Genomic DNA, 17983 nt, shown 5'->3' on the forward strand with positions numbered 1-17983 from the left:
CGTCCGCTTCTATGGTTCTACCAGTCACTGTTACCAGCCTTGTAGTCTTCACTCATTTGAGCAGTAATTTTCTTGAGCTTGGTCGTATCGGGGTGCTCAAGCTCGGGCTTAGGCATAGTGAGGTCAACCTCGTGGTCAATCTGAGCATCAAGAGCGCCGGGGTGCTGACCCATGAAGTACTCAATATCTTCAACTGATGCCTCAAAGTCGGGGTCATGCTCAAGATAGAGCTTGGTTTCACGCACTACCAGACCAGAAAGAATGACCAAACCGATAAGGTTGGGAATAGCCATCAGACCGTTCATAACATCCGAGAAGGTGAACACTAGACTTAGCGGGGCAACAGCACCTAAACCACAGGCAATAGCAAAGACCATGCGGTAGGTCATCAGGGCTTTCTTGCCTCCACCCAAGGACGCGAGCGCGCGTTCACCGTAGTACGACCAGCCGAGCACGGTGGAGTAACCGAGCAGTACCAGACAGAAGGTAACAATATAGCCGCCCCACTCACCGGGCAGGCCGGTAGCGAACGCTGCGGAGGTCATGGTTGCGGGGTCGTCGTAGCGCCAGGTGCCGGTAGTGATGATGATAAAGCCTGTCATGGAGATAACCACGAGAGTGTCTACGAAGGTCTGGGTCATGGAGGCAAGACCTTGACGGACGGGGTGGGAGGTGGCTGCTACGGAAGCGGGAATAGCTGCGGTACCCATGCCAGATTCGTTAGAGAAGAGTGAACGCTGAGCGCCAATCTGTAAGGCAATGAGAAAACCTGAGCCAACAGCACCGCCGGCAATGCCCGCGCCGGTGAAAGCACCGGTGAAAATCAGGGAGAATGCTTCGGGAATGTTCTGGTAGTTGAGCGCCACGATGTAGGCACCAAAGCCTAAGTAGATCACGATCATCAGGGGCACGCAGAAACCGGTGACCTTTGAGATGGTCTTGATACCGCCGAGCAGGGCAATGGCGGTAAGAATAGCGATGGTGATTGCGGTGGTCATCGGCGGAACGCTGAAGGAGTTTTCCAGGTTAGCGGCAATCGCGTTGGACTGGGTCATGTTGCCAATACCAAAGCAGGCAATCACGCAGCAGACCGCGAACATGATAGAAAGCCCGTACCCGAACTTATTGGGGATGCCGCGGCGCAGGTAGGACTGCGGGCCGCCGGTCATCTCACCCAGCTGGTCGTGGTGGCGAAAGCGTACGCCCAAGAAACACTCAGCGTATTTGGATGCCATACCGATTAGCGCGGTAATCCACATCCAGAACAAGGCACCCGGACCACCCAAGCTGATGGAGAGAGCGACACCGACGATATTGCCGGTACCCACGGTAGCGCCCAGTGCCGTTGCCATCGCCTGAAAAGAGCTAATTTCGCCCTTGAGACCGGACTGCTTGGCGCGGCGACCGAACTGAATACTCATTGCTTTAGCAAACAGCCGAAACTGAATACCGCGCAACCGCACCGTCAGAAAAAGACCGGTGCCCAAGAGCAGAGGAAGCAAAAGCCAAGGCCCCCACACAAAACTAGATACTGCTTCTAAGGTAGATTCGAGCGCTTGCACGATTGCCTTGCCGCCTTTGTATAAAATGTTTAAACCGTCATAGGTGGTTACCATTCTAACCAGTATCTGTGGGGTACCGAACTGTTACACCCGTTAGTGAGTTATCAACCACTATCATTGAACAGTTACTATTGTGCCCACGTTCTTAGAGTTTCCGTACGAGGGCTTTACATCAACTCAAGGAGAGTTATGGAAACTAACAAGATGAAAGAAGATTTGGCTGCTAAAGAGGAGATGCGCGCGGCAGGCATTGAGCCTATGGAGCAGGAGGTTCCTGAGAAGTTCCACCGCCAGCCCTACTCGTTTGTGCGCCGCGGTGATCGCCTGACCGCCCGTCGCCAAAAGGCGTGGGATACCTACGCACCCACCCACATCCTAGATTTGCCCCGCACCATCGCTGACACTTCGGTAGCGCCCGGGGCAACGTTTGATGAGCAAGCACTCTACGGGCGTACCGCTCCCCTCGTCGTCGAAATTGGCTCCGGTTTGGGCGAGGCTATTGTACACCGCGCGTCCGAAGTACCCGAAAACAATTTTCTTGCTGTTGAGGTCTATACCCCCGGTATCGCTGATTTGCTGCTAAAGATGGGTCAGGCTGGCGTTGAAAACGTGCGCGTGGCACAAGCGAATGCGCCCGAGCTGCTCGATAACTTGCTCGAAGAAGATTCTGTGGACGAGCTGTGGGTTTTTTTCCCCGACCCCTGGCATAAATCCCGCCACCACAAGCGCCGTCTGGTCTCCCCCGATTTTGCCTCCAAGGTAGCGCGCGTACTCAAGCCCGGCGGAATCTGGCGTCTTGCTACCGACTGGGAAGAATACGCCCTGGTCATGCGCGAGGTACTGGAGGCTCACCCTGACTTTGAGAACGTGTACGCCGGTGAGAACACCAGCGAAGAAGACCCCATCGGTGGTTGGGCACCGCGCTGGGAAGGTCGCACGCTGACTTCCTTTGAGCGTAAGGCAGGCGAGGCAGGACGCCGCGCCCACGATCTGACCTACCGCCGCAAGTAAAGCACATAGGCTGGGTCATCAGTGATCGCTTTTTCTCTGGCTCTGTGCAGTCTAGGAATCCCCTGCCAGCGGTCTTTTCCCAAGAATCTGCGATATAGTATCTAAAAAATATGGGTGACCCTACTTTTATTTTTTTCTCATCTCTCGTAGCAATTATGAGTAGAGTGAGAACTGATAGCTAGAGGTGAGGGAAACCAATAGACCTCCGAGCATCAACCGCTTAAGCCCACAGTCTCTGTGGGCTTTTGTCGTTAATAACTGATATTCCTGTAAAACCTTCTTCATGTTTCTTGCCTATATCGATGAAATTGGTGAACCAGGCGCTTTCGTTTTCTAAAGACCATGCACGGCACAAAACATCCTCTGCATTTAGCTAGGCTGGCTTCGTAATACCAGAGGAAAGTGTGCGGCAGTTCGGTGCCAAGGTGATTCCTATGGTGCGCGAGCTCGTGGCACAGGAGAAGGACTGTGCGCGTCCACCCAGTAGATCGGGCAGGGGCAGGGGGTGCCGATTAAACAGTGAAAGGTACCGCTTGTGTAAGCGGTACCTTTCACTGTTTATCGATACTTATCCCCAAAACATCTAGGGGTTACTGACCGGTCTTCTCATAGGAGTCGATCGCGCCGGGATTGCCCTCCATGAAAGCATCAATCTGAGCTTTGTCGGCGCGCAGCTGAGGATCGTTCTTCAGATAGTGCTTGGTCTCGCGGGCAATCAGACCCGAAAGAATCAGCAGACCAATCAGGTTGGGAATAGCCATCAGACCGTTGGCGATATCTGAGAAGGTCCAGACGGTAGTGAGTTCGGTGGTGCAGCCAACGAAGACGATACCCGCAAAGAACATGCGATAGACCATCACACCACCGCGTCCAACCAGACGCTCGACGTTGCGCTCACCGTAGTACGCCCAGCCCAAGATAGTGGAGTAGGCGAACATCACCAGACCGATAGTCACAATCCAGCCACCGATCGGGCCGATTTCCCCACTAAAAGCAAGGTTAGTCATGGTAGAGGCTGGAACCAGTTCACCGTCAGTACCGGTTGCATGCCAAGCGCCGGTAACGATCAGAACCATACCGGTGCAGGTCACCACGATGATGGTGTCGATGAAGGTCTGGGTCATTGACACCATACCCTGACGCACCGGGTGGGTGGTCTGCGCAGCCGCAGCGGCAATAGCGGCAGAACCCATACCTGATTCGTTCGAGAAGATACCGCGGGCAACACCGTACTGAATCGCGTAGATCATTGCGGAGCCGGCAAAGCCACCAACAGCGCTGGTGCCGGTGAAAGCATCCGAGAACACCTCACCAAAAGCGGCGGGAATCTGAGCGAAGTTCACACCGATAATGTACAGCGCACCACCAACATAGAAAACAATCATCACGGGTACAAAACCAGCGGTAACCTTAGCGATGGACTTGATACCACCTAACAGAACCATCAGCGTCAGTAGCGCCAGCAGAGTACCGGTGAATGCAGCGGGAATATCGAATGTTTCCTTCAGGTTGCCCGCAATGGAGTTACCCTGGGTCATGTTGCCGATGCCGAAGGACGCCAGTACAGCAGCAATAGCGAAGAAAAGCCCCAGGAACTTACCCAAGCCACCTTTAATGCCACGCTCTAGATAGTACTGCGGACCGCCAGAAACTTCACCTTTAGAGTCCTTGGAACGGTAGCGAACCCCCAAGAAAGCCTCTGAGTACTTGGATGCCATACCGAAAATCGCGGTCACCCACATCCAGAAAAGAGCGCCGGGGCCACCGATGGAAATCGCTGTCGCGACACCGACGATGTTACCGGTACCCACAGTTGCCGCCAGCGCGGTGGTCAGCGACTGAAACTGGGAGATGTCGCCGCCCTCAGCGCCTTCGTCCTTGCGGTCAAAGAAAGCAAGACGAAGGGCAGGGATCAGCTTCACGAGCTGCAAAACGCCCAGGCGAATGGTGAGATAAATACCCGTGCCCAGCAGCAAGGGAATCAAAACAAAGGGGCCCCAGATGATGCTGGAGATATTGCCCAAGATTTCATCGATCATCGACGGTTTTCTCTCTTGAAAAAGTGTGAAAGGTATGTGCAAGAACACGGGTTCTTGTGTGATGTGAGATGAGTCTAATACAGCTCGGGTTACATTTGTGTAACAGCTCTTATTTATGACGTGGTTTTGGGCATAAAAATACCGCCTAACGGCTTCTCCACACTGCCGTTGAAGGCAGTACGTTCGCTGTCAAGCGGTATTTCTTGTGTCAGTGTCAAGTTATTCGCTACTTCACGGGCGGTAGAGCACCACAGCCTGCGATCGGGTGCGTGCAGCCGGACGCTTGCCGCGAGGCAGATTCACCACGTCCCCTGAGAGACCCGCAGCAAAAATACGGGAGTTCTCTTGCAGTCTCAGGCGCACAGCCTCAAGTTCCGCCTGCAGTTCTTTATTGCGAGCGCGCAGCGCCTCCACCTGGTTTTCCAGCTGCATGATGCGCTTAATGCCTTCGAGAGAAACCCCGTCGTGCGAGAGGTTCTGGATTTCCTGCAATTTCTCAACATCGCGCTGGGAGTAGCGGCGGGCGCGTCCGGGTGCGCGCGAGGGCTGAACCAGACCCATGCGGTCATACTGACGCAGGGTCTGCGGGTGCATACCAGCAAGTTCTGCCGCTACCGAAATCACAAAGAGCGGTCGGTCTGATTCATATACCACGGTTTACGCCTTTCTCAGCAGCTCTTCACGCACGTCGCCCTGAGGTGCCAGCTCAACAAAACGCGCGAAGGCTTCTTGTGCTTCATCGCTCAGGTCAGTGGGCAGCTGCACCTCGGGAATGACCAAAAGGTTACCCTTAACCCCGTTCTTACCGGGAAAGCCGCGTTCTTTGGCGCGCAATTTCTGACCGGCACGAGCACCGGGGGCAAGGCGCAGTTTCACGGTGGAACCATCGAGAGTTGGTGCCTGAATGACCCCGCCATTAACAGCTTCTTCAAGTGAAACGGGCACGCGCACCAGCACATCGTCTCCGTCTCGTTCAAAGATGGACGAGGGCTGTACACGCACTTCAATAATCAGATCGCCTGCGCCACCGGGACCGGGCTGACCCTTACCGCGTTTGCGGACCTTCTGACCGTCTTTAATACCGGCAGGAATCTTCACCTCGGTACCCGCACCGTTGCCACCGCGCACATGCACGGTGTGACCGGTAAAAGACTCTTTAAGGGTGATAGTTGCCTGGGCGGTGAGGTTAGCGCCCTTGGCAGGAGCCTGCTGGAAGCCACCGCCACCAAAACCACCGCCTCCGAACATACCACCCAGTAGGTCGTCGATATTAATGTTCTGACCGCCGCCAGCTGAGAAACCGCCGGGGAATCCTCCACCAAAACCACCAGCGCCACCGGGGAACCCGCCCCCACCAAAGCCAGCTGCGCCGTACTTACGAATCTGATCGTATTCCTGACGTTGCTTAGCATCAGAAAGCACATCGTAAGCCTCAGAGACTTCCTTGAACTTTTTCTCAGCCGCGGCATCGCCAGAGTTCTGGTCTGGGTGATACTTGCGCGCCAGTTTACGGTAGGCCTTCTTGATATCGGCATCCGCAGCGTCATCAGAGACGCCCAGAACCTTATAAAAGTCTTGATTCAACCAGTTTTCACTAGCCATGAGTATGAACGCCCCTTTTCTTTACTCGTGCGTCAATCTTGTAGATATAGATATTTGAAGTTTGATTTTTGTCAAAGCACTGAGACCGTAGTATGCGACTTGCGACTTTTGCGAAGCGTAGCGAGCAGTGTTTGAGCTGGAGCGTACTACGGCGTAGTGCTTAGTATTGGTGTGAAAACAGCGGGCAGATCGATTGCTCGTACCTGCCCGCTGCCTCATATTGCTTTATGCGCTAATGCTATTCAGCTGCCGCTACAGCAACCTGCGCGGTGCGAACGACGCGGTCTTTGACCTTGTAGCCGTTACGCAGAACCATTGATACGTGATCTGGTTCGACCTCGCTAGTGGGCTGCTGCAAGACTGCCTCGTGAATCTGGGGGTCGAAAGCATCCCCTACAGTACCGAAGCGTTCCAGTCCCTGCTTTTCCAAAGTTTCAGTCAGCTTCTTAGCAATCGCAGCGAAAGGGCCTTCTTCAAGATCTCCGTGGTTGCGTGCCGCATCAATATCATCGATAACGGGTAGCAGGTTGGTGACCAGGTCAGCAATGACGAATTCACGCAGCTGCTCTTTTTCTTTCGCCGAACGATTCTTGAAGTTGGTAAACTCTGCCTGAAGGCGACGCAAGTCTTCCAAGCGCTCCGCAGCAAGTGCTGCATCCGCGCTGGTCTCTGCGTCAGTATCCGCGCCGGATGCGTCAGCTTCAGCTGATGCTAACGCATCTGACTCGGTGACACCTTCGGGCTCGGGGTGACCCTCAGCCGCCGGAGCCTTGAACGCCTCTTCCAGAGGGTCAGTGCTTTCGGGCTGCACGTCTGCGGGCTCGTTGGTGTTTTCTTCAGCCATGATTAGTTCTTCTTCTCGTCTTCTTCGTCGATTACTTCAGCATCTACTACATCGTCTTCAGGTGCCTGCGCGCCCTCAGCGGTTGCGCCTTCAGCCTGAGCCTGAGCGTAGAGTGCCTCACCGAGCTTGGTCTGAGATTCCTGCAGCTTCTCGTAAGCTGCCTTGACAGCCTCATCGTCATCACCTTCAAGGGCGGTCTTGAGAGCATCAACGTCGCCCTGAACCTCGGTCTTGACGTCCTCAGGCAACTTCTCGCCGTTTTCCTTGATGAGCTTCTCAATGGAGTAAGCAGCGTTCTCAGCCTGGTTGCGGGTCTCAGCAGCTTCACGGCGTGCCTTGTCCTGCTCAGCGTGAGCCTCTGCGTCCTTAACCATGCGATCGATATCGTCCTTAGACAGTGAGGTACCGCCGGTGATAGTCATGGACTGCTCGGTGCCGGTGCCCTTGTCCTTCGCTGATACGTGAACGATACCGTTCGCGTCGATATCGAAGGTCACTTCAATCTGGGGTACACCGCGGGGAGCAGGCGCAATACCGGTCAGCTCGAAGGTGCCCAGGTTCTTGTTGTCGCGAGTGAACTCACGCTCACCCTGGAAAACCTGAATTGATACTGAAGGCTGGTTGTCTTCAGCGGTGGTGAAGGTCTCTGAGCGCTTGGTCGGAATAGCAGTGTTACGCTCAATCAGCTTAGTCATGACGCCGCCCTTGGTCTCGATACCAAGTGAAAGCGGGGTAACGTCAATCAGCAGAACGTCCTTGCGCTCACCCTTTAGAACGCCTGCCTGAAGAGCTGCGCCCATAGCAACAACCTCATCGGGGTTTACGCCCTTGTTGGGTTCGCGACCACCGGAGAGTTCCTTGACAACCTCGGTCACAGCGGGCATACGGGTTGAGCCACCAACCAGAACGATGTGGGCGATATCTGATACCTTCACATCTGCTTCAGCAATAACGTCGTTGAAGGGCTTCTTGGTGCGGTCAATCAGATCTGCGGTCATGTCCTGGAACTTCGCGCGGGTCAGCTTCTCATCCAGGTGGATGGGCCCCTCGGGGGTTACTGAGAGGTACTGCAGTGAGATGTTGGTTGAGGTAGCTGAAGACAGTTCCTTCTTAGCCTGCTCAGCTGCTTCACGCAGACGCTGCAGAGCAATCTTGTCCTTTGATAGGTCAGCACCGGTCTTTGACTTGACCTGTTCGAGCAGGAAGTCAACAATGCGCTGATCCCAGTCGTCACCACCGAGGCGGTTATCGCCTGAGGTTGCGCGTACCTGAATGGTGGAGAAGCCGTCTTCGTCCTTGCCTACTTCAAGCAGGGAAACGTCGAAGGTACCGCCACCGAGGTCGAATACGAGAATCAGTTCGTCTTCGTTGCCCTTGTCCAGACCGTAAGCCAGTGCTGCTGCGGTGGGCTCGTTGACGATACGCAACACGTTCAGACCTGCGATTTCACCAGCTTCTTTGGTTGCCTGACGCTCAGCGTCGTTGAAGTAAGCAGGAACGGTAATAACCGCGTCGGTAACTTTGTCATTCAGGTAGGCTTCGGCGTCGCCCTTGAGCTTCATGAGGGTACGAGCTGAGATTTCCTGAGCGGTGTAGGGCTTGCCGTCGATGTCCTGGGTCCAGGTGGTACCCATGTGACGCTTGACAGATGCGATGGTGCGGTCAACGTTGGTGACTGCCTGACGCTTTGCAACATCACCGACCAGAACTTCGCCGTCCTTTGAGAAGGCTACGACTGAGGGGGTGGTGCGAGCGCCTTCAGCATTCGCGATAACGGTGGGCTCGCCACCTTCGAGCACTGATACAACTGAGTTGGTAGTACCGAGGTCAATGCCTACTGCACGTGACATAAGGGTTTTCTCCTTAGTGAGTTTGTATTCTCTGTTAGGTCTTGTCGAACGCCTTGCATGCCCTAGCCAGAAACTTGAGCCATAAGCACTCAAGGCGTTCGTCTTGGTTAACATCTTGCCACGTTTTTGAACTTTGTCAACAGAGTTGAGTCTTATGCACTCAATTTTTTGCACAAAACCACTAGCAGGTAGGGAATTTACTACCCTCAGAGCCCCTTAAAAGCCCGTGTTTTCCGCGCATTTAAGGGGGCGGACGCGCGCCCATCCCCCCTTCCTTTCGCCCTCAGCGAATTTGAGCGAGAAACCGCCGGGCAGTAACAGCAGAAGAATCTTTACTCCGCCTGATAGTGCCATACGAAGGCTTATATAACCCCTGTGATGGCGCGTTGAGGCGGAGCGAGCACTATCACGAAACAAACACAGTGACTAAACTGAAGAGCATGACCTATAAAGTAATGACCGTATGCACCGGCAATATCTGCCGCTCCCCCACCGGCGAGTACCTGCTCAAGCAAGCCGTGAAAGAGGCGGGGCTTGATGTAGAGGTTGATTCATCGGGTATTTCTAATGAGGAGCGGGGCAACCCCATTGACCGCCGCGCCGCAAAAGTGCTCAATGAGTTGAACATCAGCACCAGCGCCCACACTGCCCAGCAATTCGCTGTCAGTGACTTCGCGTCCCACGATTTACTATTGGCAATGGATCTCAACCATTACCGGGCGCTCAAGCGTATGGCTCCCTCTGAGCAGGAGTCTGCCAAGATTCGCCTCATGCGCGAATTTGACCCGACTGTCGCCGATCAGGATCTCAACGAGCTGGGCATTTATGACCCCTGGTACGGAGATCTCAAAGACTTTTACATTACCTACGAGATGATCCGCGATGCTGTGCCCGGCGTGATTGAGCACATTCAGCAGGCTCAGGGTTTATGAGTGAACGCGATGACTCGGTGCACCTAAGCACGCTAGGAATGCCTGCACTACCGCCACACGCGTCCGCCACAGCTGGTACTGTCCATGAGTTTTGTGTGGAAGTGGAAAGACTACTCAACCAGCGGTTACCGCATATTCCTGAGGGGCAGCGACTGATAGTTGCCATCGACGGACGTTCCGGGGCGGGCAAGACGACCCTTGCCACCATCGCCTGTGATTACCTGTGGCAGGCGAGATTCAGCGTTGATATTTTTAGGCTCGATGAAACCTACCAGGGATGGGAGGGACTTGAACCTGCCCTGGAGACTTGGCAGGTTACCAGTGCCGAGATAGCCGCCGGGCGCGCGGGCACCTGGTGGGGTTGGGATTGGCAGGAGAACCAGCCAACCGGTCCTCATACCTTTGCAACAGACGCGCGGGTTCTCTTGGTAGAGGGTGTAGGGGTAATGACGGGTACCGCTCACATCACCGGCTGGGTGGAGCGTGATGATTCTGCGCGACGTGAAGAGGCGTTGGAGCGCGATGGCGAAAGTTACCGTCCCTTCTGGCAGGTGTGGGCTAGTCAAGAAGACGCAATGTTGCGTGAATATGCGAGCGCTTATAACCGGTGCGATATCGTGCTTAATCGCGCATAAAATCTTGTGTGCTGGCGCTCCACCACAAATTATTTTCGCTGTAAAATATTTGGTGGAGTGAAGAACCTAAAAACCGCTAGAAAGAGGCGCACTGTGAGCACTGTTCAGCCCAAAATCACCCCCGCTATTATTGTGGTGCTCGCTTCGCTCACTGCGGTCGCACCGCTGGGTATCGATATGTATCTGGCAGCGCTGCCCGGTATTACCCAGGATTTAGGTACTACCGCATCGCGCGCGCAGATGACTCTTTCAGCCTTCATGCTGGGTATGGCGGTGGGGCAGGTTTTCATCGGCCCGCTGTCAGATAAAATTGGGCGTCTGCGTCCGCTATATATGGGCGTCATTATCAACCTGTGCGCTACCGCTTTCATCATTTTCGCACCCACCATTGAGCTAGTCATCGCGGCGCGTTTTCTTGCGGGTATGGGCGGTTCTTTCGGTATGGTAGTTGCCCGCGCCATTGTTGCTGACTCCACTAGGGGTCTGCAAACAGCGCGTTTGATGGGCATCATGATGATGATTAACGGTTTCGCCCCCGTGCTCGCACCGCTGGTCGGTGGTTTGGTGCTGACCTTTGGCACCTGGCGCACTATTTTTGGTGTGTTGAGCATCTTTATCTTTCTCTCGACTATCGCCGTTTTTATGGTTATTAAAGAGACTCTTCCCGCAGAAAAACGACGCACCGGTAACCTTTTCGACACCTACAAGGGTTTGGGGCAGGTACTGGCAATTCCCCGTTATCGCGGTTTCATGCTGACCATGGTATTCGGTTTTGGTACTCTCTTTGCCTACGTCTCTGGCTCAACCTATGTGTTGCAAAACGTGCTGGGGCTGAGCGAAACCCAGTTCACCTGGGTCTTTGGCGCTAACTCACTGGGTATCATGATGATGACTTCTCTGGTGACTTATCTGGTTGGACGCGTGCCACAGCGCACCATGCTCACAGTCGGGGTGGTTTCTCTGCTGGTGGTGAGCATCAGTATTCTGGTGCTGTTCAGCGTGGGTATCTCACTGATTCCCACTCTGATTCTGTTCTTCCTCACCACCTGTTCGGTGGGTCTGCTTTTCGGTAACGCTTCAGCGCTTGCCCTGGTACAGGCGCGTCATATGGCGGGATCAGCATCGGCGACGATGGGCGCTACCCAGTCGATTATGGGAGGCATTGCCTCTCCCCTGGTTGCGCTCGGTGGGGCTAGCGCTTACATGCCGATGGGCTACACCATGGTTGCTTTCGCTATTTTGGCGGCGCTGGCTTTCTTTACAACTCCGGTAGCGCCCGGCGACTGGACAAAGCAGGGGGCAGAGGAGTTCTCTCGCGCCGAAAATCTCTAACCTCACCCGCCGCTCGATAACTCCGCGAAAGACACTGCGCGGGGTTAGGCTTGGGGTATGACTACCACCATTGTTTTACTCTCTGATGCCGACCCCAATGGGGTACTGGCAGATATTAACCAGCCCCTGATTAACATCGAAGACCAGGGTTTGACCCGCGGTGACGGTGTTTTTGAAACGATGCTTGCTGCCAATCGGAGCGTGCGTAAATTCGATGCCCACCTGGAGCGCATGGCAAACTCAGCCGCTCTTTTGGATTTACCTATGCCCTCAGCTGAGCAGTGGAAAGCCGCAGTAGCAACTGCTCTGACCCACGCAGAGCAGGGCGCTACTACCGTGCTGGGCGAAGAGCACACCGTCAAGCTAATAATCTCCCGCGGCACTATCGAGGAGGGACCGCACGCGTGGGTGAGCGCGTCCGCCTCATCGGCAAAAGTGCTGAAACAGCGCGAAGAAGGCGTCAAAGCTATGTTGCTACCGCGAGGTCACGACCCGGCTGAAGATTCCACCTACCCTTGGTTGCTTGCCGGGGCTAAGACCCTCTCCTACGCCGTGAATATGTCGGTGCTGCGCTATGTTGCCTCGCGTGGAGCGGACGACGCCATCTGGGTTACTGAAGACCGCCGTATTCTTGAGGGCGCCACCAGCTCTGTGCTGGTTGCTAAGACTATTGACGGGGTTAGCACTCTTTTCACACCCGAACCTAACCACGGTATTTTGCCGGGCACCACCCAGGGCGCGATTTTTGCTGGGGCGCGTGAAGCCGGTTGGCAGTTGGGCTACGGTCCGCTCTACCCGCAAGATCTCTTTGAAGCTGAGGGGGTCTGGTTGGCGTCCTCGGTGAGGTTGCTGGCACCGGTGACCCATCTCAACGGCACCGTTCTAGCTGTGGACGCGAGTACTACAGAGGAACTGATGGGCTACTTAGCGCGCGGCTGAGGTGAAAAATTCCGAGTGAGCGAGGAAATAGATTTTTCATCTCAGAAAACCCTGTGCTGATTTCCCCTTTATGCGTTGAGAGGATACTTGTGTGTCAAATTCCCGTCATTTTTAACGCACAAGTGTCCTCTCGCGGTGCGTGTAGGTAGTGTTGAAATAACACAGACAAAACAGCATAAGGAGATTCATGTCTTACACCGTTAAAGCCCTGCGTAAAACCGGCCCGGATCAGCCCTTTGAGGTAGCTAATCTTGAGCGCCGCGACCCGCGCGAAGATGACATCGTTATTAAGATCAAGGCTGCCGGTATCTGCCACTCAGATATTCACACCATTCGCAACGAATGGGGTGAAGCGCATTTTCCCCTCACCGTTGGTCACGAAATCGCCGGTATTGTTGAAGCAGTCGGCGCGAACGTCACCAAGTTTAAGGTAGGCGACCGCGTGGGTGTTGGCTGCATGGTCAACTCCTGTGGCGAGTGTGAACAGTGCCAGAACGACCAGGAGCAGGACTGCCTCAACGGTAACGTTGGTACCTACAATGCTAAAGACGTTGACGGCACCATCACCCAGGGTGGTTACTCGCAGAAAGTCACCGTCAACGAGCGTTTCGCGGTAATCATTCCCGACTCCATTGATTTCGATGTGGCTGCTCCCCTGCTCTGCGCAGGCATCACCACCTACTCACCCCTAGCTCGTTGGAACGTCAAAGAAGGCCAGAAAGTAGCTGTTCTGGGTCTTGGTGGTCTCGGTCATATGGGCGTTCAGATCGCAGCAGCAATGGGCGCAGACGTTACCGTCCTGTCTCGCTCATTGAAGAAGGAAGAAGCAGCGAAGAAGCTCGGCGCTACCCGAACCCTGGCAACCACCGAAGACGGCTTCTTTGAAGAGCACAAGGGCGAGTTCGACCTGATTCTCAACACCATTTCAGCTCCCGTTGACCTGGATGCTTACCTCAGCCTGCTCAAGCCCCACGGTATCTTCTCAACCGTTGGTCTGCCTCCCGAAGCTCTCGAACTGCACATGGGTAAGCTCATCATTGGCGGTAAGGTACTCACCGGTAACAACATCGGTGGCATCAAAGAAACCCAGGAAATGCTGGATTTCTGTGCCAAGCACGGTATCGTCTCAGTCATCGAAAAGATTTCCGTTGACCAGGTTGATGAATACTACGACAAGGTAGTTGACGGCGACGTTATCTTCCGCGCCGTGATCGACACCGAAACCTTCGAAAAGTAACAGTCTTTACTCACTGAGAGGTTTTATAAAAATCGCGCCCCACTGCTGGTGGGGTGCGATTTTTATATGGATGAAGTTCTAAAAGCTATATGCTCAGTAACTGCGGGCGTCCTGCTTGGAATCCAGCTGCATCACAGAAGGAACTTGAGGGTTCCTATAGACGCTGACACCGCATAAGCGATGAGGGGAATAGCCACCCAAAGAACCGCGAAGACAGCGTCTTTGCCCGAGTGCTGAGGTACGCGTGCCCAGGTACGTTGCCCCGCCCCGAAACCGCGTGCCTCCATTGTGGTGGCAAGCCGTGTTCCCCTGCGAATAGCCTGCACCAGCAACACGAATACCTGACCTGCCGCGTTACGCACGGCATTCACCGGGCCGCGTCCGCCCGCACCGCGAGCGCGTCGGGCAGCGCTGAGCGTGCGCCATTCTGCGAACATGATACCGACCAAACGCAAAGCAGCCAGCGCCGCCAGCACAAAGCGGGCGGGTAGCTTGTAGGTTTGAGCAAGAGAGTCAGCGAGGTCGGTGGGGTCTGTGGTGGTGATGAACATGAGTGCGGGCGTTGCCATGGCAAGACCGCGCATCATCATGCCCAAACCGGCTTCTGCGGAGTCAGTAGTGACGGTGATATAGGCAAATTCCAGCAGAACATCGCCGGTTTTGTCTGCCATGATCGCTGTTGCCCAGCCCGAAAGCAGGGTAGCAAGCAGAATGGGCCAGAATCTCAAGAGCAGTCGCACGGGTTTGAAACCACCGGCAGCTAGTGCCACCATTTCAAGCGCCAGCGCCACAGTGCCGGTGACCGCATCAACGGTGGCTACCAAGAGCACGGTGACGAGGCTTGCCACCAGCAGTTTGATACCGGCGTTGAGCCTGCCGTAGACGGTGCGAGCTTCTTCTTTTTCGGCAAAGAGGTCAATACTCATTTTTTACCACCTTTAGCACGCGAGAACCCAGTGCCCGCACGAACTCTTCATCGTGGGTTACTGAGACAACGGCAACGCCAGTTGCCAGCAGCTCGCGAATCAGCTCAAGAAGTTGAGCCCAGGTGCGCGCGTCCTGCCCGAAGGTCGGTTCATCGAGAATCAGGACGCGCGGGGCTGCCGCCAGCGCGGTTGCCACCGACAGTCTGCGCTTTTCACCGCCAGAGAGGGTGAAAGGGTTAGCTTCTGCTAGGTGGCTGAGGCGTAGACGCTGTAAGAGGGCGTCAACGGTTGCTGTCAGCTGTTCTTCGTCAAGGGATTTCTTTTGGGCGCGGGCTACCTGCCGGGGGCCATATTCGAGTTCGGCGCGCACGCTAGGGGTAAGAAACTGGTGTTCGGGTTCTTGAAAGACCATGCCGATGCGTTGCACGAGTTCTTGCCCGCTCCACGAGGCAATGTCCCAAGAGGCTCCCGCACGTAGCTCATCGCTGGCAGCGAGTAGACCGGCAACAGGCAGTTGTAGCCCCGCCAGCGTCAGTGCCAGGGTTGATTTTCCCGCCCCGTTTGCTCCCATAATGGCAAGATGCTCACCGGCACGCACAGTGCAGTTAATACCGCTTGATATTGCAGGTAGATCAAGAATAAGTTCTTGCGGGGCGGACGCGCGCACCTGCTGACGGCGGTCTTTACGAGCAGCACGCTTAGGTTCGGCGCGGGTGACGCTCAGGTTGCTAGCCTCAATGAGCACCGGTGCGTTGGCGTCAACCTGTGGTAGGGCAACCGTTACTTCTTGGGCGGGGTCATAACCGGGTACCCACACGCCGGATGCAATCAGCTCATCACGCGCGTCCTGCAGCACCTGTTCAGGAGTGCCGTCGTGGCTAATACCGCCGGCAGCATCTAGCACTACGACGCGGTCCATGTACTGCGCCCACACCTCAACTCGGTGCTCGACCACCACGAGGGTTGCCCCGGTTGCCTCGCGGGCAGCCAGTACAGCGTCACGCACCTCAAGAACACCGTTCGGGTCGAGATTCGCGGTCGGCTCATCAAGTAAGAGGGCGCACGGGTTCATCGCGAGAATACCCGCAAGACCCAACCGTTGTTTCTGCCCACCAGAAAGAGCTGACGTTGAATGGTTAAAATCGAGGTCTTCTAGACCAACAGCAGTCAGGGCTGCGGGAACGCGCTGCCATATCTCGTCGCGGGAAACCTGCATGTTCTCAGCGCCGAAGGCAACATCGTCACCCACTCGCGCCAAGATGACGGCTGATTCCGGGTCTTGTTGCATAAGCCCCACGGTGCCGAGAGCGCTGTGGGGGTGTTTGCCGTTAACCAGCAGCTCCCCTAGGGCGCTCTGCCCATCGTCATCGTGCAGGGTGCCCGCCACGGCGTGTAAGAAGGTTGATTTACCAGAGCCAGAAGGTCCCAACAGCATGACCTTTTCCCCCGCTGCGATGTCAAGGGTCAGCCCCTGTACCGAGGGGTTTTCTCGCCCTGCGTGGTGCCACCCGAAATTACACGCCGTGATGGACGCTCCTACGCGGTTCACTAGCGGCGGCTCTGGCGTCCGGATGCCAGTGATGAGAGCACACCGGTTTTCAACAGGGCGCGGGTCAGCACCCAGGCACCCAAACCTGCGATGATGGTGCCCGAAATGATAGCACAGATGACGTAAATGATTTTGTTGTCAAAGGAGTATTCGGGGTTCCACACGATGACTTCGTAGACGCCCATGAAAAGACCAGCCACCGCGCCGGAGAGTAACGCCGGTGTGAGACCCCAGCGCTTGTAAAGCAGGACGGCGAAGACCAGTTCCGCTCCGAGGCCCTGTACCAGCCCGGAATAAATGACGGTGATGCCGAATCCTGCCGAACCAATAAAAGCAGAGATAATTGCTGCCAGCAGCTCGGTGTAAAGGGCAGCACCGGGCTTGCGAATAACCAACCCGCCCAGCACACCGGCAATCAGCCAGCCGCCACCAATCAGGGGCATAAACTGGGGGGCTGCTGCCGTTGCGGTGTTAGCAGCCGGGTAAATGGCATTGTTCCAGACCCAGAAAATCAGGGCGCAGGCAACACCGAGCACCGAGGCAACCACAATGTCATTGACGCGCCAGCTCATCGGTGAGGTAACAGCACCGCGGTTATGCGAGGTTGAAGTAGACATAAAAAATTCCTCCCTAATCAATAGGAAGGGGAAGGTTCTGGCACCACTGTGTACACAGACCTCGAGAAATAAACTCGACTCCCTAGCGCCGGTACTAACCGGATCAGGTTCGAGGGTCTGCCCTTATTCAGGCACTCTCAGCGCGGACGCGCTCCCCTGTCGATTCGCTGACCACTTGGCAGTGATCAAGCCAATGTCTTTAGTATAGACACACTCACCAGCTGTCACCAACCAAACAGTGAATAAAGACGGACGCGGGGTCGAAGGTAAGAGCGGTTACTTTGCTCAGGGCGTACCCGGCGGTTTATGCGTGCAAAGGAACACGCGTCCAACTATTCTTAGAAGGAACGTTACTTACCATCATCGGAGGAAAACACCATGAGCGTACTCGTCAAGCTCGGTGGCACCGCAGCATCATTAGGCGGCGTGGCACTGTCAAACAAGGTTCTTTCAGCTACCTGGAAGCGCATCACCGGCAATGAGCCCCCCGAATCAAACTCTGATCCCGATGAGCGCTGGCGCGACATCATCCTCTGGTCACTGCTCACCGGTTTGGTCGGCACCATCATCAAGGTTTCCATCTCACGCGCACAGATGAAGATCGAAGCTAAAGAGGGCAACAAGCACGGTAGCCAGTCCGAGGTCTAAGTCTTCTCACCGTCTTGAGAAATTTCTTGAGCAATAGGGGGCGCCCACGCTTATAAGTGTGGGCACCCCCTGTAGGTTCAATGAGCACCAAGACCGCTCTTATCAGCAAGGAAAAAAGGAACCTCATCAACTCAGTGGCATCATCTGTTCTAAAAAGTTAATCTAACGCCCGATTAAACTCTAATTTCAGTGCGTAAGGAATGTTGATGGCATCATAACCGTGCGTCATCAGTTCCCCTGCCATCATGAGCCTAGCGGTT

The 17983-nt window shown here is 55.2% G+C and carries 16 protein-coding genes and 1 riboswitch; of the genes, 7 read left to right on the plus strand and 9 right to left on the minus strand.

Features of this window, described 5'->3' with window-relative positions; genetic code table 11:
• Positions 1–17: 17 nt before the first annotated feature.
• A complete protein-coding gene (locus tag JTP09_RS05645; protein ID WP_204877471.1) occupies positions 18–1562 on the minus strand; it encodes a sodium:alanine symporter family protein in 1545 nt (514 codons plus the stop codon).
• A gap of 234 nt (positions 1563–1796) precedes the next feature.
• Between JTP09_RS05645 and trmB the strand changes: the two genes are divergently transcribed.
• Positions 1797–2573 (plus strand): tRNA (guanosine(46)-N7)-methyltransferase TrmB, encoded by a 777-nt coding sequence (gene trmB, locus JTP09_RS05650; protein ID WP_239478927.1) that lies wholly within the window; start codon positions 1797–1799, stop codon positions 2571–2573.
• A gap of 590 nt (positions 2574–3163) precedes the next feature.
• Here trmB and JTP09_RS05655 read toward each other — a convergent pair.
• The 5 genes from JTP09_RS05655 to dnaK form a co-directional block, all read right to left on the minus strand.
• Positions 3164–4612, minus strand: a complete 1449-nt coding sequence (locus JTP09_RS05655; RefSeq protein WP_204877472.1) for a sodium:alanine symporter family protein — start codon at positions 4610–4612, stop codon at positions 3164–3166.
• A gap of 231 nt (positions 4613–4843) precedes the next feature.
• A complete protein-coding gene (locus JTP09_RS05660; RefSeq protein WP_239478928.1) occupies positions 4844–5206 on the minus strand; it encodes a heat shock protein transcriptional repressor HspR in 363 nt (120 codons plus the stop codon).
• A gap of 63 nt (positions 5207–5269) precedes the next feature.
• Positions 5270–6214 (minus strand): DnaJ C-terminal domain-containing protein, encoded by a 945-nt coding sequence (locus JTP09_RS05665; protein WP_204877474.1) that lies wholly within the window; start codon positions 6212–6214, stop codon positions 5270–5272.
• Between the two features lie 238 nt (positions 6215–6452).
• Entirely contained in the window at positions 6453–7058 is a 606-nt protein-coding gene (locus JTP09_RS05670; RefSeq protein WP_204877475.1) for a nucleotide exchange factor GrpE, read from the minus strand.
• 2 nt (positions 7059–7060) lie between these two features.
• On the minus strand, positions 7061–8908 hold the full coding sequence (gene dnaK, locus JTP09_RS05675; RefSeq protein WP_204877476.1) for a molecular chaperone DnaK: 1848 nt from the start codon (positions 8906–8908) through the stop codon (positions 7061–7063).
• A gap of 440 nt (positions 8909–9348) precedes the next feature.
• Here dnaK and JTP09_RS05680 point away from each other — a divergent pair, with 440 nt between their 5' ends.
• The 5 genes from JTP09_RS05680 (at position 9349) to JTP09_RS05700 (ending at position 13983) form a co-directional block, all read left to right on the plus strand.
• A complete protein-coding gene (locus JTP09_RS05680; RefSeq protein ID WP_239478831.1) occupies positions 9349–9840 on the plus strand; it encodes a low molecular weight protein-tyrosine-phosphatase in 492 nt (163 codons plus the stop codon).
• 95 nt (positions 9841–9935) lie between these two features.
• Positions 9936–10475 (plus strand): hypothetical protein, encoded by a 540-nt coding sequence (locus JTP09_RS05685; RefSeq protein ID WP_204877477.1) that lies wholly within the window; start codon positions 9936–9938, stop codon positions 10473–10475.
• 93 nt (positions 10476–10568) lie between these two features.
• Entirely contained in the window at positions 10569–11807 is a 1239-nt protein-coding gene (locus tag JTP09_RS05690) for a multidrug effflux MFS transporter (RefSeq protein ID WP_370592511.1), read from the plus strand.
• A 57-nt stretch (positions 11808–11864) separates the two neighbouring features.
• Entirely contained in the window at positions 11865–12746 is an 882-nt protein-coding gene (locus JTP09_RS05695; RefSeq protein ID WP_204877479.1) for an aminotransferase class IV, read from the plus strand.
• Positions 12747–12933: 187 nt separating this feature from the next.
• Positions 12934–13983, plus strand: a complete 1050-nt coding sequence (locus JTP09_RS05700) for an NAD(P)-dependent alcohol dehydrogenase (protein ID WP_204877480.1) — start codon at positions 12934–12936, stop codon at positions 13981–13983.
• Positions 13984–14114: 131 nt separating this feature from the next.
• On the opposite strand, the gene JTP09_RS05705 is transcribed toward JTP09_RS05700, so the two are convergent.
• From JTP09_RS05705 to JTP09_RS05715, 3 genes are read right to left on the minus strand one after another with little or no spacing between them, the layout of a single operon-like run.
• Positions 14115–14909 (minus strand): energy-coupling factor transporter transmembrane protein EcfT, encoded by a 795-nt coding sequence (locus tag JTP09_RS05705; protein WP_204877481.1) that lies wholly within the window; start codon positions 14907–14909, stop codon positions 14115–14117.
• Positions 14899–16458, minus strand: a complete 1560-nt coding sequence (locus JTP09_RS05710; RefSeq protein ID WP_370592512.1) for an ABC transporter ATP-binding protein — start codon at positions 16456–16458, stop codon at positions 14899–14901. The genes JTP09_RS05705 and JTP09_RS05710 overlap by 11 nt, the downstream gene beginning before the upstream one ends.
• Positions 16458–17075 (minus strand): ECF transporter S component, encoded by a 618-nt coding sequence (locus JTP09_RS05715; RefSeq protein ID WP_204877482.1) that lies wholly within the window; start codon positions 17073–17075, stop codon positions 16458–16460. The genes JTP09_RS05710 and JTP09_RS05715 overlap by 1 nt, the downstream gene beginning before the upstream one ends.
• A gap of 62 nt (positions 17076–17137) precedes the next feature.
• A riboswitch (TPP riboswitch) is annotated at positions 17138–17243 on the minus strand.
• Between the two features lie 210 nt (positions 17244–17453).
• Between JTP09_RS05715 and JTP09_RS05720 the strand changes: the two genes are divergently transcribed.
• On the plus strand, positions 17454–17723 hold the full coding sequence (locus tag JTP09_RS05720; protein ID WP_204877483.1) for a DUF4235 domain-containing protein: 270 nt from the start codon (positions 17454–17456) through the stop codon (positions 17721–17723).
• The last annotated feature ends 260 nt before the right edge of the window (positions 17724–17983 follow it).

Source organism: Rothia sp. ZJ1223 (assembly GCF_016900985.1).
Classification (GTDB): domain Bacteria; phylum Actinomycetota; class Actinomycetes; order Actinomycetales; family Micrococcaceae; genus Rothia.

Excerpts from the sequence above, each read along its gene's own strand:
- JTP09_RS05695 (WP_204877479.1), top strand. The coding sequence starts at position 11,865 with ATGACTACCACCATTGTTTTACTCTCTGATGCCGACCCCAATGGGGTA.
- JTP09_RS05720 (WP_204877483.1), top strand. The coding sequence starts at position 17,454 with ATGAGCGTACTCGTCAAGCTCGGTGGCACCGCAGCATCATTAGGCGGC.
- dnaK (WP_204877476.1), bottom strand. The coding sequence starts at position 8,908 with ATGTCACGTGCAGTAGGCATTGACCTCGGTACTACCAACTCAGTTGTA.
- JTP09_RS05715 (WP_204877482.1), bottom strand. The coding sequence starts at position 17,075 with ATGTCTACTTCAACCTCGCATAACCGCGGTGCTGTTACCTCACCGATG.
- JTP09_RS05665 (WP_204877474.1), bottom strand. The coding sequence starts at position 6,214 with ATGGCTAGTGAAAACTGGTTGAATCAAGACTTTTATAAGGTTCTGGGC.
- JTP09_RS05655 (WP_204877472.1), bottom strand. The coding sequence starts at position 4,612 with ATGATCGATGAAATCTTGGGCAATATCTCCAGCATCATCTGGGGCCCC.
- JTP09_RS05680 (WP_239478831.1), top strand. The coding sequence starts at position 9,349 with ATGACCTATAAAGTAATGACCGTATGCACCGGCAATATCTGCCGCTCC.
- JTP09_RS05660 (WP_239478928.1), bottom strand. The coding sequence starts at position 5,206 with ATGCACCCGCAGACCCTGCGTCAGTATGACCGCATGGGTCTGGTTCAG.
- JTP09_RS05700 (WP_204877480.1), top strand. The coding sequence starts at position 12,934 with ATGTCTTACACCGTTAAAGCCCTGCGTAAAACCGGCCCGGATCAGCCC.
- JTP09_RS05670 (WP_204877475.1), bottom strand. The coding sequence starts at position 7,058 with ATGGCTGAAGAAAACACCAACGAGCCCGCAGACGTGCAGCCCGAAAGC.
- trmB (WP_239478927.1), top strand. The coding sequence starts at position 1,797 with ATGCGCGCGGCAGGCATTGAGCCTATGGAGCAGGAGGTTCCTGAGAAG.
- JTP09_RS05705 (WP_204877481.1), bottom strand. The coding sequence starts at position 14,909 with ATGAGTATTGACCTCTTTGCCGAAAAAGAAGAAGCTCGCACCGTCTAC.